Annotated in this window: 11 protein-coding genes; 3 read left to right on the forward strand and 8 right to left on the reverse strand. The window is 67.7% G+C overall.

Features of this window, described 5'->3' with window-relative positions; all coding sequences use genetic code 11:
* Position 1 precedes the first annotated feature (1 nt).
* Together T8K17_RS22605 and T8K17_RS22610 are read right to left on the reverse strand one after the other, a co-directional pair.
* Positions 2-1,570 carry an ABC transporter substrate-binding protein gene (locus T8K17_RS22605; RefSeq protein WP_322331996.1) on the reverse strand — a complete coding sequence of 523 codons (1,569 nt, stop codon included), beginning with the start codon at positions 1,568-1,570 and terminating at the stop codon, positions 2-4.
* A 167-nt stretch (positions 1,571-1,737) separates the two neighbouring features.
* The gene (locus T8K17_RS22610; protein WP_322331997.1) at positions 1,738-3,204 is read right to left on the reverse strand and encodes an alpha/beta hydrolase; all 1,467 of its coding nucleotides are present in this window, start codon (positions 3,202-3,204) and stop codon (positions 1,738-1,740) included.
* Positions 3,205-3,384: 180 nt separating this feature from the next.
* Here T8K17_RS22610 and mtgA point away from each other — a divergent pair, with 180 nt between their 5' ends.
* Together mtgA and T8K17_RS22620 are read left to right on the forward strand one after the other, a co-directional pair.
* Positions 3,385-4,041 (forward strand): monofunctional biosynthetic peptidoglycan transglycosylase, encoded by a 657-nt coding sequence (mtgA, locus tag T8K17_RS22615; protein WP_322331998.1) that lies wholly within the window; start codon positions 3,385-3,387, stop codon positions 4,039-4,041.
* A 166-nt stretch (positions 4,042-4,207) separates the two neighbouring features.
* On the forward strand, positions 4,208-7,213 hold the full coding sequence (locus T8K17_RS22620; RefSeq protein ID WP_322331999.1) for a DUF4347 domain-containing protein: 3,006 nt from the start codon (positions 4,208-4,210) through the stop codon (positions 7,211-7,213).
* A 139-nt stretch (positions 7,214-7,352) separates the two neighbouring features.
* Here T8K17_RS22620 and T8K17_RS22625 read toward each other — a convergent pair whose 3' ends face one another.
* The 5 genes from T8K17_RS22625 to T8K17_RS22645 form a co-directional block, all read right to left on the reverse strand.
* On the reverse strand, positions 7,353-7,709 hold the full coding sequence (locus T8K17_RS22625; protein WP_322332000.1) for a hypothetical protein: 357 nt from the start codon (positions 7,707-7,709) through the stop codon (positions 7,353-7,355).
* Between the two features lie 158 nt (positions 7,710-7,867).
* A complete protein-coding gene (locus tag T8K17_RS22630; RefSeq protein WP_322332001.1) occupies positions 7,868-8,071 on the reverse strand; it encodes a hypothetical protein in 204 nt (67 codons plus the stop codon).
* Positions 8,072-8,242: 171 nt separating this feature from the next.
* Positions 8,243-10,306 carry a S8 family serine peptidase gene (locus tag T8K17_RS22635; RefSeq protein ID WP_322332002.1) on the reverse strand — a complete coding sequence of 688 codons (2,064 nt, stop codon included), beginning with the start codon at positions 10,304-10,306 and terminating at the stop codon, positions 8,243-8,245.
* Between the two features lie 39 nt (positions 10,307-10,345).
* Complete coding sequence (locus T8K17_RS22640) at positions 10,346-11,536, reverse strand: phosphatase PAP2 family protein (RefSeq protein ID WP_322332003.1); 1,191 nt, start codon at positions 11,534-11,536, stop codon at positions 10,346-10,348.
* Positions 11,537-11,562: 26 nt separating this feature from the next.
* Complete coding sequence (locus tag T8K17_RS22645) at positions 11,563-13,191, reverse strand: winged helix-turn-helix domain-containing tetratricopeptide repeat protein (RefSeq protein ID WP_322332004.1); 1,629 nt, start codon at positions 13,189-13,191, stop codon at positions 11,563-11,565.
* A gap of 344 nt (positions 13,192-13,535) precedes the next feature.
* Here T8K17_RS22645 and T8K17_RS22650 point away from each other — a divergent pair, with 344 nt between their 5' ends.
* Positions 13,536-13,928 carry a GFA family protein gene (locus tag T8K17_RS22650; RefSeq protein WP_322332005.1) on the forward strand — a complete coding sequence of 131 codons (393 nt, stop codon included), beginning with the start codon at positions 13,536-13,538 and terminating at the stop codon, positions 13,926-13,928.
* 1 nt (position 13,929) lies between these two features.
* On the opposite strand, the gene T8K17_RS22655 is transcribed toward T8K17_RS22650, so the two are convergent.
* Entirely contained in the window at positions 13,930-15,528 is a 1,599-nt protein-coding gene (locus tag T8K17_RS22655; RefSeq protein WP_322332006.1) for an MBL fold metallo-hydrolase, read from the reverse strand.
* Positions 15,529-15,607 lie beyond the last annotated feature (79 nt).

Below are 15,607 nucleotides of genomic sequence, written 5' to 3' on the forward strand. Positions count from 1 at the left end.
GTCAGCCGCCGACCCCGAAGGTCAGGTTGTAGGGACGGAAGTCCATGTAGTAGAGCGAGTACGGCTCCCAATGGACCGACTTCTTGAGCGCGTAGGTCTCAAGCGGGTTGTAGAGCATCGTGCCCGGGACCTCGTCGGTCCAGATGTCCAGCGCCTTGCGGTAGGCGTCCTTGCGGGCCGCCGTGTCGGTGCCGGAAACCAGCAGGTCCTGCTGCTTGTTGAACTCCTCCGGCGCCTTCCAGGCACGGTCGGGGAAGGCCTTGTTGTTCTGGACGTCGCTGATCCGGCCCCACTGGGAGACGAAGGAGCCGCTCGGATCCGGGATGCGGTGGGTGTTGGACCACGGGCGGATGTTCGTGCCCTCGGCCTTGGTGACCTGGGCCCAGTTCTCCACCGGCTCGACCTTCACGTTCAGGCCGACATCCTTCCACATCTGCTGCATCGCCTGAGCCGCCTCGAGGCTGTTCAGGTAGTAGTTCAGGGGCAGGCGGTAGACGATCTCCTCGCCCTTGTAGGACGACGACTTGACCAGTTCGCGGGCCTTGTCCGGGTCGAACGCGAACTCCGGATAATCGGCCAGGTAGATCTCGTAGTCCGGAAGCTGGTGACCGTTCGGGGTGAAGTTCTTGTCGTTCCACAGGGCCTTGCGCAGCAGCGCCCGGTCGATCGCCAGGGAGAGCGCCTGGCGGACGTTCTTATCCTTCATGAACGGCGCGTCCATGTAGAAGACCAGCATGTGGGTGTTGTCGAGCACGACCTGCTTCACGTCGATGTCGTCGTAGCCCTGCAGGACCTGGACCTGATCCGGCGGCACGTTGACGATGATGTCGAACTCGCCGCTGACCAGACCGGCGACGCGGGCGGAGGTCTCCGGCACCACCTTGAAGGTGATGCTGCTGGCGGTCGGCATGCCGCCGAAATACTCGTCGTTGGCGACCAGCTTGATGTACTCGCCGTCGACGAACTCTGCGATCTTGAACGGGCCGGTGCCGACCGGGCTGCGGCGCACCTGGTCGTAGCCGCGGGTCAGGTAGTCGCGGGCGTTGACGATCCAGCTCGCATAGCCGGCCAGACGCTGCTCCATCATCACGTCCGGAACGCGGCTGACGATCCGCACCGTGTACTTGTCGATGCGCTCGGCGTGGCTGATCGTGTTCATCTCCTGCCGACCGGTCGGGACGATCGGACGGTCGCCCAGCATGCGGCCCTGGGTGAAGGTGAAGACCACATCGTCGGCGGTCATCTCGTCGCCGTTGTGGAACTTCACGCCCTGGCGCAGCTTGAACTCGATGGTCTTGTCGTCGATCCGCGTCCAGCTCTCGGCCAGGCCCGGCACCAGCTTGGAGCCGCTGCCCTTGCCGTTCGCGAGGAAGTCGCGGCGGATCAGGCTGTCGAACATCGAGTAGATGATGCGGACATGGACGTTGCCCATGCCGTCGGCCGGCTCGAGGGTGTCGGGAAGATCGTTGACCGCGACGACCAGCTCCGGCCGATCGTCGGCCAAGGCCGGTCCGGCCATCAGGCCGAGCGCGACGAGCGCGCCCACGGCCAGGCGGAAGAAGCCTCTCATGGCTCATACTCCAGTATGTGAACAGACCTGGAGTGTCGCAGGAGGCGATGTTGGTTATGTGAGAGCTTTGCGGACTCTTTGTTGCTGTTGGCTGGTCGTTTCGATGACCGAGCGGCTGCAGTTTTGTGACGCCGCCCTCAGCAACCCGGGCCGCACGCGGCGGGCCGTCAGGGAGCGAACAGGGGGAAGCTCACCCCCAGCGCCCAGGCCAGGACGAGGCCCAGGGCGAGGCCGGAGGCGAGCGGACCGGCCCGGACGGCCGAGGCCCGCCCTACGGTGCCGAAGACGAGATAGAAGACGAGCACCACGGGCGCGATCATCAGCAGGAAGAACAGTCCGCTGAAATCCAGCGCCACGGCGACGCCCAGGGACACCAGGAAGCCGGCCCGCAGGACCAGCCTCTGTGCGATCCGAGCGCGCAGGGTGAGCACCGCGTCGGCCACCATGAACGGCACAGCACCCAGGGCCATGGCGGCGACGATCCAGAACCGCCCCGCCGTCGGCCAGAAATTCGCCACGTAGCGGTCCAGCGCAAACCCGAACAGACAGCACCAGCCCAGAACCAGCAGCAGGGCCGCGATGGAGACCCGGCCGACGGGAAGCCTCCATCTCCAGATCAGCGCGAGCTGGAGCAGGCCGAACAGCGCCAGATGCAGGGCCAGATAATCGGCGACCAGCACCGGCAGCAGGTTCGGATTGAGCGGCACCGCCACGAGCGGTGCGAGCACCGCCGGCAGGACCGTCGCCACCGCCACCTGCCGCCAGCTCAGCCTGCCCGATGCCGGTTCGTCTGCCGGCAGAGACCGGGCCATCCCGCCGAAGATCAGCACCAGCCCGCCAAACAGGCCGAGGATCGCCCATCCGGTCGGCCAGAGTGTCGTGCCGGCGCCGCGGCCGTAGGCCCGGTCGATCCAGTCCACCGCCGCCGCCCGCGCGTCCCGGTTCTGCAGGATGGAGACATGATCGGCCAGCGGTGCCACCTCCGCCCGGCGGACCACCGGCCCGGCGGTCACCGTCTCGTCCTCCTGTGCGTCCGGCGCAACCAAACGCGCCGCCCGGAGCGCGGCGTCCCGCAATCCCGGCTCCCACGCCCCGGTGATCATCAGCAGGTCGCGGGGGCTCTGCGACGTTATCGCCTGAGAGAAGGCCGAGATCAGAACCACCGGACCGATATCGTCGCGCTCGGCGGCGACCCGGGCGAGCACGTCGGTCGCCATGGAATGCCCGAGCAGCGCCACCGGCGCCCGCCCGTCGGAAACCGCGTCGATCACCGCATCGGTCTGCGCCATCAGCAGCCGCGTGGTTCCCTCTACCGCGGTCACGTCGCCCGACATCGGCAGCGGATGGCGGCCATGACCGAGGAAATCGAAGCTGAACACCCGGTACCCCGCCCAGGCGAGCGGCAGGGCGTACCCCTGCATCATCTGCCGTGAGCCGGCGAAGCCATGGGCCACGACCACGACCGGCCCCTCGGCACCCGCAAGGGCGTAGGCGCTCACCGGCGTCTCGCCAACCGTCAGGGTTCGGATTTCCACCCCGCGCCGCGCCCCCTCCAGGACCGCCACCGACCCGAGGATCAGGACCAGCGCCACGGCAATCCGAAGCAGGCGCCCTGCGGCAGTCAGATCCGGCATCCCCGTCCTCCTCCCACGACCGCGCGCCGGCGACCGGACGACCGCCTTCCGGCAAGTAATAGCGCGGCCCGCCTCCGCGATCCCGGTCTTTCGCGGCCCGGCGGTCGGGACGGCGCAAGTTGACAGGACCGCGCGGACGCCACATGACGGTGGACGAGACCACCGCACGGAAACCACAGCATGGCCCGACTGATCCGGCGACTTCTCCTGGCGGTCTTTCTCGTCGTCGTCGTGCTGCCCGTGCTGCTGATGCTGCTGTACCGCGTGGTACCGCCGCCCGGCACCCCACTGATGCTGGTCCGCAGCGCCCCGGTGGATTACCGCTGGGTGGGGATGTCGGACATCGCCCGCGACGCCGGTCGGGCGGTCGTGGCCTCCGAGGACCAGACCTTCTGCGAGCATAACGGCATCGACTGGCGGCAGATGAACAAGGTGCTGGAGGAGTTCCGCGAGACCGGCCAGCCCAGCCGCGGGGCCAGCACCATCACCATGCAGCTCGCCCGCAACCTGTTCCTGCCGCCCTCGCGCTCGATCCTGCGCAAGATGGTCGAGATCCCGCTGGCGCTTGGCCTCGAACTTCTCGTGCCCAAGAAGCGGATCCTGGAGCTGTACCTGAACGTGGTGGAGATGGGCGACGGCATCTACGGCGTGGAGGCCGCCGCCCAGCGGCATTTCGGCAAGCCGGCCAGCGCTCTGTCCCGCGGCGAAGCGGCGCGCATTGCGGCCATTCTGCCGAACCCGCTGGACCGCGATCCGGCCCGGATGGGGTCCCGCGCCGGCGAGATCGCCCGCGACATCCCCAGGCTCACCCAGCTTTACGGATGCTTCGAGGGCTGACAGCCGGCTGCACACGCACCCCGGCACCAGATCCTTTCGGCACGAAATAAATTCATAACGAGATATTCAAACTGAATCTTCTACTTTTCTAGTTTCGATTAAAAAAGACATACCTAAGATATGGACTTAGATTTCGAGAAGCGATCAATTCTGAGACCCATAGAACATGGCTCATAACTCAGCAATTAATTTAAATTCCACAACTCATTTCGCGGCGACGCCCTGTACCGGAGCGCTCACGGCCCTGGCCGTCATCGACACCGCTGTTCCGCACCAGGCGCCGCTGCTCAACCTGCTGACGAACGCCTGCCGAATTGCCGGGCTGGCGAAACGGATTTCGCCGATCCTCGGGCTCGCCGCCGCAATCGCGCAGGCAGGCAGGGGTCTTTCCTCGATCCATCTGTTCAGCCACGGCGCGCCCGGCCTCGTGCATCTGGCGGGATCGCACGTCACCGAGGCCGATCTGGCCCGGCCCGACATCGCGGCGCTGCGGCAGGCATTGGCGGGCCGACCGCTGGTCCTCTATGGCTGCTCGGTCGGCCGGGGCCAAATCGGCCGGCGCTTCGTCGAGGCCCTGTCGGCCGCCCTGGCCGCCCCGGTGCTGGCCTCCTCCACGCCGACCGGTGCCGCGTGGCGCGGCGGCGACTGGGCGTTCGATCTCTCGGCGGGCGCGCGGCCGCATCACAGTGAGCTTCCTTTCGGCCCGACCCGAATGGCCACCTGGCCGGGCCTTCTGATGGCGACCGTCACCAGCACCGCCGGCGACAACGTCACGGCCGGCTCACTTGGGCTCGCGGCGACTACAACCGATGCGACGATCAGCTTCAGCAATCTCGACGGCCAGACCATCACTCTGACGCAGTCGCCGCAATTCGTGCGCGGCTCTGCCACAGAACTCAGTTTCACGAACGGCACCACCTCGCTCACCATCGGCGGGTCGACCCTCGTTTCAAATTCGCACCTTTATTTCGAATTGACCGCCGGTCAGTCGCTGACAATCAATTCGGCTTTCGACTTCACGACAGCGGCGAATGTCGTCCTGGCCGAGGGCGGCGGGACGCTCTCCCTTAACGGGTCGCTCAGCGATGTCGGTCTGCTGTGGATTCAAGACAATTCCAACGCCGAAATCGGAACGACGACCTCCCCGACCAGTGCGCAGATCGATTCCGGCACCCTGAGGTTCGCGACCAGCGCCACCTATACCACCGCGATCGAATTCGATGGTGCGGGGACGATCCATACCGGCAGCAACAACGTCACGCTCTCCGGGAATGTGACATGGTTCGGCGGCACGGCCGCCATGACGAAGTCGGGCTCCGGCACGCTGACGCTCAACGGGACAGGGTCCACCGGCGGCACCATGACAATCAGTCAGGGAACGCTGTCGGTCGCGGGCGACAGCAACCTCTCCTCCGGCGCGGTGACGATCAACGGCGGCACGCTGGCTGTCACGGGCGCCGGCACGATCAACAACACCATCACGATCGGCGCGTCGGGCGGAACGATCAATACAGGCGCCGCCGTCTCTCTGAGCGGCGTGATCGGCGGCACGGGAAACCTGACCAAGGCGGGGACCGGCACGCTGACGGTGACCGGAACGAATACCAATTCCGGCACCACCACGGTCAGCGCCGGCACCCTGTCGGTCGAGTCATCCGGCAATCTCGGCTCCGGGTCCGTCGTCCTGAACGGCGGCGGCCTGGCTGTCACCGGCACGACGACCATCTCCAACGACATCTCCGGGACCGGCAGCCTGACGAAGTCCGGCACCGGGACCACCATCCTGAGCGGCACGAACACCTATACCGGCGGGACCACGATCGGCGCCGGCACGCTGCAGGTCTCCGGTGGAAGCGCCCTGGCCGACGGCGGCGCGGTGACCGTCTCCCCCGGAGCCACCCTGGACCTTAACGGCACCAGCGAAACCATCGGCAGCCTCAGCGGCAGCGGGACTCTCAACATCGGCAGCGGCACCCTCACGCTGACGGACTCCGCGTCCACGACCTTCAGCGGCACGATCAGCGGGAGCGGCACGATCGCGGGGGGCGGCACCTACACCGTCGCCTCTGGCGCCACCCTGGGCGGCACCAGCACCTTTTCCACGGCGGTCACGGTCGCGAACGGCGGCACCATCGCGCCGGGCAATAGCCCGGGCATCATCTCGACCGGGAACCTGACCCTCGCCAGCGGCTCGACCGCGACCATGGAGATCGACGGCAACACGGCCGGCACCGGCTACGACCAGATCAAGGTCACCGGCACCGTGACCCTCTCCAACGCCACGCTGAACGCGACCCTCGGCTACACGCCAGCCAGTGGAGACGTCTATACGCTGATCGACAACGACGGGGTCGACGCCGTCACCGGGGCCTTCGACGGGCTGGCGGAGGGGGCCACCCTCACCATCGGCGGCAGCACCTTCCAGATCAGCTACCTGGGCGGCACCGGGAACGACGTTACCCTGACCTACCGGCCGCCACCGGCGTCGGACTCCGGCGGAGCGGCCGGCGGCCAGCCGGCATCGGGATCGGGATCGGGATCGGGATCGGACACGGTTTCGGGCACGGCGGGCAACGATATCCTGCGCGGCTACGCCGGCAACGACACGCTGCGGGGGTATGGCGGCCTCGACGTGCTGTACGGCAACGCCGACAGCGACCTGATCTACGGCAACCAGGGCGCCGACACGCTGTACGGGGGACAGGGTACCGACACGCTCTATGGCGGCCAGGATGCGGACATACTGTGCGGCAACAACGCGGCAGACCGGCTGCACGGCAACGGCGGCGGCGACCTGGTCTACGGCAACGCGGGGGACGACGGGCTCTGGGGCGAGGACGGAGCCGACACGCTGTATGGCGGACAGGGCGCCGACACCCTGTCCGGCGGAGCGGGCGACGACCGACTGTTCGGCAATCTCGGTGCCGACGTCTTCCGGTTCGGCGACGCGGACGGGGCCGATACGGTGCATGACTTCACGATCGGCCAGGACGTGCTGGCGGTCGCAGCCGGCGTCAACGGATCCGGAATCGCCACAACCGCCGACCTTCTCGCCCGGCTGACCGACGACGGCGCCGGCAACGCCCTGCTCGACCTGTCGGCAGGAAACTCCGTCACCCTGATCGGCGTGTCCGCCAGCCAGCTCGGCACCGACAGCTTCCTGATCGGCTGAGCGGTAAAACGAGGAAAGACCGGGCGTCCATCACACGCCCGGTCCCCCCCTCGCAGCCAGCCGACCACTCCCCAATCGGCTGACCCCGCCACCTGCAGCCGGTCCCACCCGCCTGCGGTGCCTTCCGTCGGCTCTGTCCCTAATCGGCGGGGCACCGAGCCATTTCAATGTCGGGACACGCGCCGGTCCGCCCACAGCCCAAGGCGTTCGCGGCGAGTTCGTCCGGCCCGACGAACCAGAGCTTGTCCGAGCCGGGGACGAGGTAGACTTCCGCGCTGTTCGTAACGCGCACCAGACAGCCGCCATCGGGCAGCGGGTCGCCTTCATCCACGTCGTCGGGGTCGATGTCGGTCCTGACCGGCGGCTTGCTGCGGAAGAGAAGAGCGAGCACCCGGCGGTCCGGCACCAGATGCCGCCGCCCGCCGAGCACCAGATAGGTCGTGCCGCAGTTGGGCGGTTGAAGCAGTGTTCCGTTGAGGTCGTTGCGCCGTGCCATCGCCGTCCTCCCCTCGCGGTCTTGCGAGCGGGCCGGGTATTCGGACCCGACCTCGCCCTCCCTGATGTCCCGACTGTGCGGCAGCGGCGGCGCGAAGTCCTGAGATCGAGGTGAAATCGACACGAAATTTCGCCTCGTTCCCGAGACCGGCCGGGACCTCAATCCGTGGACAGCGACCAGCGGATCGCCGTGCTCGGCTCGTCGGGGCTCCCCTGGGAGATGACCCGGGCGCCGGGGATGAACAGCATGTTGATCGCGGATGTCTTGGGGAGTGGGTGGCGTTTGCCGTTGACGACCTGGTAGACGACCATGTCGTCGGGCAGCTGCAGCAACATTCCGTTCAGGTCTGGGCGAAGCACCATCGGAACCTCCGGGTTTGATGGGATAGCGCGGCCCGCCGCGCCGTGATGCCTCCCAGCCTCGCCGATGCCTTCCGTGGAATCCTGATCGCTGCGCGAAATCTTCCTGAAGACGGTGCCGCAACGATCCGGCCCCGGCGGCGCTCCGGCCGCCGGAGCGTCGGACTGGAGCGGTCAATCGTAGTCCGGCGTTCCCAGGTCCACCTCCACGTCGATCCGTCCCGCTCCGCCGCGGGCGAACTCCGGCCTTGGCTGCGGGAAGTTGCCGCGATCGGCCTTCTCGGCATATTTCTGCAGCCAGTTCCGGTCGCCCACCCCGCCCTTCCGCTTGTCCCGGGCGATCTCGTCGGCGGCGAGCCGGGCGATGCGCGGCGCCGCCACGCTGGTCCCGGACTGCCGGACCAGGTAGCCGCTCTTCGATCCGGCGCTGAGGACGCCCCGCAGCACCGGAGAATGGTCGCCGAGCGCCGCCGCATCCGGCCCCTTCCGGCTCGGCACCGGTCCGGAGGCGGAATAGTCGGAGATCAGGCTGTTGCTGCGGGTATAACTGGCGATGACCAGCGGCGCCTCACCCGTCGCGAGACCGTTCAGGGTCCCGGCCCGGCGGATCGGACAGTGGGTCCCCGGCGGATCCACCGGCAGCGGTGCACCGTAGGCGTCGAATTTCTGATAGTCAGGATTGTTGAAATGCGCCTGCCGGCCGCGGGGCGGAAAGCCCGGCAGGGAGTCGTCGCGGCGGACCCACACTTCCACCGCCGCCCCGTCCTGCGGCGCCGCCGCAGCCGCTTCGTCTGCGCCGAAGCGCTTGCGCCAGATCTCCACCCGCCAGTCGCCCATCGGCGCCAGTCCGGCACCGCCGTGGACGCTGTAGGTGCGGTTGACCGACAGGACGATCGACGCCCGGTTCACCGTCCGGTTGGCCGCCGCATAGGACAGGCGGGCGATCTCCCGTCCGTCGCGGTCCAGCAGGCGGTAGATCCGGTCGGAGCCCGCGGTGATCGTCGCGGACGCCCCACCCCCGGGGGCCGTGACGGTCACGCTGACCGGGTTCCAGCCCGTGTGATCGACCGTCGGCAGCCACATCTCCACATGGCTGTCCGTCCGGTCGTCCGGCAGGATCCTCAGGTCGAGGGTCGCGGTCCCGGTCTCGCCGATCTCGGCCAGGGCATGGGTCCGGGACAGGTTGGTGTTTCCGGCGGGCAGCACCATCCGGCGGATCGGGCCGTCGCCCCGGTCGACCGCCCGCTGGATGAGACTTGGGATCAAGCCGGAGCCGTCATGCGGTCCGCTCAGCGTGCCGTAGCTGAAGTTGAACACCATCGGCGCCACCGAGCCGTCGGGCAGCCGGAACCGCCGACCCTCCCGTTCCAGCCTGTGCAGCGCCAGCAGCAGGCTCGGATACAGATTGGCGCCCGAGGTGTCGGCGGTGACCCGCCAGGGCAGCGACGCGCAGAGGATCGGCCTGTGCGCCGGTGCCTTGTCCATCGGATAGCCTGCCGCCAGGGCCGCCACGTGAGTGCCGTGGGACTGCCGCAGCGCCAGGGGCGAGAAGCCGCCGCCGGCAAGGTCGATGGCTCCCGCCGCAACGTACAGGGCGTCCTCGTCGGTCAGGCCGAAGGCCGTGTACTCCTTAAGCAGCTTGTCGATCGCCCACTTGTCCAGCGAGCGGCCATGCACCTCTCGCCGCCATCCGCGCCGGTGGCGGTCGTGGAGCGGCGTCGACATGATGTAGGCGAGATGCACCCGGCTGGACGTTTCGCCGTCCCGGAACAGGGAATTGGCGAAGCCCACCGCATCGTCGATGACGGCGGTCACGACCGTGTCGTCGTAACAGTGGACGACCTCATCCGGCAGGGGCACACCGTCCTCAGACGGGTCGAGCCGCAGATGCGTCTCCGGGACGACGCCGCCGAGATAGACGCCGGCGGTGCCGAAGGCGTTGCCCCGCCGGTTGGCCGACCGGATCAGCGGCGCACGGGCCAGGAGCGTCACGCTCCGCATCCCCTCGGCAGCCCGGTCCTCCGCGTCATAGACGTCGGGAACCAGAAGCTGACCGGGGAAGTCGCGCTCGGCCAGCTCCTGGAACGCGTCCAGGCTGAGATCCTCCAGATGGAAGATCGCCGACCACCAGAGCTCGTCGAGCGGGCCGGGGTAGGTGCTCGGATCCCGGCTCAGCCGGTAATCGGTGACCGGGTCCATCGCGCCCGGATCCCCGTCGTCTTGCCAATCGACCTGCATGGGTGCCTCCTGCAGCCTGGAAGAAAAGAGTCGCCGCCGTCAGTCGATCGGCTTTTCCCATTCGGCTAGGGCGCGGTGGCGCAACCAGCGGAATGCCTCCGATCCGGCTTCGTCGCCCTTCGTTTTCTTCGTGCTGCTGGTCATCCAGTGCCGGCCCTTCTTGCCGGCCGAGGATCGCTGCTGGTCGTCCTTCGGATCATAGAGGTCGTGCCAATGGAAATCCTCATCGGCCGGGAATAGATGCCCGTCGAAATCGGCCGTGCTCCGCGTCTCGATCTTCTTCTCGCCCAGGCTCCAGATGAAATCGGCCAGGGTCAGTCCGAGGATTGCGCCAGCCACGCTGTCGACCGGGAAATGCACGCCGGCAACCGTCCGGTTGACCGCGATCCGCGAGGCCTGACGCATCAGCATCTCGCCCCAGACCGCTTCCTGCTTGGAATCCGGATGGTGGGTCGAATGGCGCCGCAGCTTCCAGATCAGCCGGGCGAGCAGGAACGCCTCGGTGGCGTGTCCGCTGGGCAGCGTCGGATGCGTCGGGGTCGGGATCGCCGGCTGGATCTGCGGCGAGAACTCGATGGGGCGCGGCAGGGCCAGTCCGTATTTGATCCGCATATACAGGACGTTGGCGCAGCTGAGCGCGGTGTACAGGAACTCCAGGGTGTGCGGCGTTCGGCCCGGATCCATATACAGGATCGAGGCATAGAACGGAATCAGGGCCGAGGTCTGAACCAGGATCTCGCGGGCCCGGTCCTGACGCAGGTCGGCATAGGCGATCAGGTACTTCGTCTGCTCGCGCAGCTGTTCGATGGACGGGGCAGCGATCCGCACCAGCGGCTCGGCCGTCATCCGATGCTTCGGCCCGGGATCGACGGCGGTGCTCAGGACCTGGGCGACCGGCGTCTCTCCCTCCCGATCGACGGTCACGGCCACGCGCGAGGCGAACTCGAACATGAAGATGCTCGCCCGCACCACCGGCGAGAAATGCGGCAGACCGCGGACCGGGTCATGCGAGACCCGCGGGTCGTGCTCGAGAAACGGAACGGTCGGCCCGACGATCCCGTCCCGGTTGGTGATCAGCGCCTCCGACGCCACCGGCGATTCCGGCATGCCGAAGCTGCCGAAACTCCCAAAACTTCCGAAACTCCCGAAGCTGCCAAAGCTCCCGAAACTGCCGAAGCTGCCGAAACTTCCGAAACTGCCCTCAGGCGATCCGCTCAATCCGTTGGTCATGCTGGTCTCTCCCCCGTTTGGAAACCTCAGTCCGGTACCCCCGCACTCCGAAGCGCGTCGGCGATGCGGCGCCCGATCTCGAAATCGGCGCTCGGCGAACTACCGAGCCAAGTGCCGATGCGCAGGTTGGGCTGCAGCCGGAGCAGTTCGCGGGCCGTCTTCCGCGCCGCCTCCTCCTGGCCGAGATTGATCTGGGCGACGGCTTTGATCCGCAATGTCGAGGTGTGGGTGCGGTTCAGGCGCAGCGACATGTCGGCGAGTTCCAGCGCCCGCACATGATCCCCGTTCGACAGATGCGCGCCGGCCGCCAGCGCTAGGAAGAAATACCGGTGGGGGTCCAGCGGCGCGAGCAGCAGGGCGCGCTCGGTATCACGCACCGCCGCGGCTCCCTTGCCCTCGAAGGAGTACAGGGTGCCCCGCAGCAAGCGCCCGACCGCATCGCTGGGGTTGATGTCGAGGGCGGTGTTGTAGCGGTCCTCCGCCTCGTCCAGCCGCCTGAGCAGGTTCGTCAGCACGAACCCCTCGCTGGTGAGCGCCAGCGAATTGTCGGGGTCGATCTCCAGCGCCCGGCCGGAGCAGGTCAACGCCGCCTCCGCGTCCTGGGCCGGGGCGTCCGACCAGCCCTGCTGGACCCGCAGGACGTGCCACCGCGCCATCCAGGACAGCGGCGCCGGCTCCTGCGGCCACCGCTCGATCAGGGACGACAGCATGCTGTGGGATTCCTCGAAATCCGGCGGCGACAGGCGGTGCATCAACCCGACCGCGCCGATGAGCTGGGAATAGGCCGGCAGCGACGTGAACGGCATCGACCGGGCGCGCTGGCTCTCGCGCAGGAAGATCGCCCGGCGGATCCGGCCGACGATGGTCTGGATCGTGTCCGGCTCGTTGAGCAGCGACGGCAGGGTGGTCTCAACCCGGTCCGCCCAGAGGATCCGCCCGGTTTCCGATTCCGCGAATTCCAGGCCGAGCAGTACCCGGTCGGCATCGCCCATCATCGTGCCGGAAATGACGTAGTCGGCGCTCAACGTGCGGCCGATCTCCTCGAGCGAGGCGTCGCGCGACCGGAAATACGTCGCCGACAGCCGGGAGACGACATAGAGCTCCTGGGATCGGGACAGGGCGTAGATGATCTCCTCGGCAACCACCTCGCCGACGACTTCCTCGGCGACGCTGCCGCTGCCGGCATCGCGGGCACGCAGCGGGATCACGGCGATGGTCGGCAGCAGATCTTCCGACCAGTGGTGGGCGGCGACCCGGGGAAACGCTGCAGCCACTGCTGGGGTCGGGGGCGGCAGCGGCGCGACCGTCGGCCCGGAGGACGGGCGGGCCGGGGCCGAGGCCGGCTGCAGAATGAATCCGCGTTTGGGGATCGTCCGCAGCACCTCGCGGGTGCCGTCGCCGATGGCGCGTCGGATATCGGCGATGCACTGGGTCAGGCTGTCGTCGGTGACGCTGACATTCGGCCAGACCGCCTCGATCAGCCGGTCGCGCGAGACGAGCTGTCCGAGGTTCTCCACCAGCAGCTGGAGCACGCGGGCCGACTGCGCCCGCAGGAAGACGTCGGATCCCGTCCGGTCCAGCAACCGGCCCGTCTCCGGGTGGTATTCGAGCAGGCCGAGACGCAGCGGAGATTGACACTGACCGGCATTGGGCACGTCGGCCTTCCCCTCATGAACGCTAAGGCCCAAGCCTCGCCGCCCGGACTCCCATTCGCGACGCCGGACCGACCCAACGGACCTACCGATTCCCAGAGGCCCCACACCTCCTCATAGCCGTGATTTTAGTCACATCAACACAAAAAGGATATTCAATCTCTGTCACTCGCGCTTTCCGCGATGCTTTTTACCGACCTTCCGCATAGCCTTTCAATACCCCCAAAGAGGCGGCCGGCCCCGGACCCTGGACCGCCAAGCCTGCGCGGTTGCTCGCCGTCCCCCGTGACTTCTCGCTCGTTCGGTGAGACGGTTCGCCGACCCGACCTTCAACGGAGACAGTGGACATGGAGCGGTACACCGGGGGATGCCTGTGCGGGGACGTGAGGGTCGAGGCCACCGGCCGCCCTCTTCGTGTCGGGGTGTGCCACTGCATGGACTGCCGCAAGCAGCACGGCGCGCTGTTCCATGCCTCGGCCATCTTCCCGCAGAGCGCGGTGACGGTGACGGGCACGACCGCCGAGTATGCCGGCCGCACCTTCTGCCCGCGCTGCGGCAGCTCGGTCTTCTCGCGCAGCGGCGACGAAATGGAGATCAACCTCGGCACCCTCGACGCGCCCGAGCAGTTCGTGCCGACCTACGAGCTCTGGACGATCCGGCGGGAATCCTGGCTGCCGCCCTTTGCGGTCGATCGGCGCTACGAACGCGATCAGGACGATTCCGACGATTCCGGAAGCTAAACTATCCGCCCTCCTCGGCGTCCAGCGCCCGGCGCAGGCGGCGGATAATGGCAGCCCGCCCGCGTTCGTCGGCAGCGGCATCCACCTGTTCGGAGATGGCCAGCAGCAGTTTCGACAGGTCGTTGTGCCAGTCGAGACGGGCGACCTTCTCCGGCGGCAGGCGCCGCGGACGGGCACCCTCGACCACGCAGGTGGCGACGCCGTCCAGATCGTAGAGATCGTCCAGTTGCGGCGCGACGATCCGGGTTTCCGGGAAGAGCGAAGCGACCCGCGCCTGCAGCGCCGTCAGCGCGGTCTCTTCGCCGTGGGTCAGGAAGATCGTCCCGGACACCGGCCCGCGGTTCTGCAGCCAGGAGACCAGTTCGCTGGCATCGGCATGGCCGGAATACAGGTCGAACAGGCTGATCCGCGCCTTGACGTCGATCTCCTCGCCCTGGATCCGGACCCGCTGCGCGCCGTCCAGCAGGATGCGGCCGAGCGTGCCCTGGGCCTGGAAGCCCGCAAGCATCACCGTGGCATTGCGCCGCCACAGATGGGCCTTCAGGTGGTGTCGGATGCGCCCGGCATCGCACATCCCGCTGGCGGCGATAACGACGAAGAAGCCGGTGAAGCGGTTGATCGCCTTGCTCTGATCGACCGTCTCGGTGAACCGGACCCGGCGGGCGTTCAAGGCGGCGCGCAGCAGATCGCCCTGTTCGATCTCGTCGGCGTGCCGGTCGAAGATCTCGCTCGCCCGGGTGGCCAGCGGCGAGTCCACGAAGATCGGCGCGGAGGGGATCTCCCCCGACTGCATGAGCAGATGCAGATCGACCAGAAGCTCCTGGGTCCGCTCCACGGCGAAGGACGGAATGATCAGCGGCCCCTCGACCGCCGCCGCCTTGCGCACCTCCTCGGCGAGCTGGGCCCGGCGCTCGTCGACCGAGACGGTCGGCCGCTCCCGGTTGCCATAGGTCGACTCGCAGAACACGTGATCGAGCCCGGTGGGTCCCTGGGGATCGGGATGCAGCAGCTTGAAGCTGGGGCCGATGTCTCCGGAGAACAGGAGCCGCAGCGGACGCTCGCCCGCTCGGTCGATCTCCAGTTCCAGAGAGGCCGATCCGAGAAGGTGCCCGGCGTTCCAGAACTGGGCCCGGATCCCGGGCGCCACCGGCGTCCAGGTCTGGTACTCGGCCGGGCGGAACAGGGTGAGGCAGTCCGCAGCGTCGCGCGGGGAATAGATCGGGGTGACCGGGTCGCGCCCGCGCTGGGCATTGCGCCGGTTGAGACGCGCCACCTCGACTTCCTGAATGTGCGCGGAATCCGGCAGCATCACCGAGCACAGGTCCACGCTCGGCCGGGTGGCATGGATGGGCCCGGCGAAGCCCAGCTTGACCAGTTTCGGCAGAAGGCCGCTGTGGTCGATATGCGCATGGGTCAGCAGCACCGCGTCGATGGCGGACGGCTCAAACGGGAACGCGCCGTAATTCAGCTCCCGCTCCGACTTGGAGCCCTGGAACAGTCCGCAATCCACCAGGATGCGCGCCTGTTCGGTCTCCAGCTCGTAGCAGGAGCCGGTGACGCATCGCGCCGCCCCGTGAAACCTGATCTTCACCGACGCCACGGACCGCTCCTCGGGCGCCCGGCGCCGCCGTCCCGTCGATCCGGATTGTTCTCCGCAGAATAGGGGGCTTTCAGAATAA

The sequence above is a fragment of the Thalassobaculum sp. OXR-137 genome, assembly GCF_034377285.1.
GTDB lineage: Bacteria > Pseudomonadota > Alphaproteobacteria > Thalassobaculales > Thalassobaculaceae > Thalassobaculum.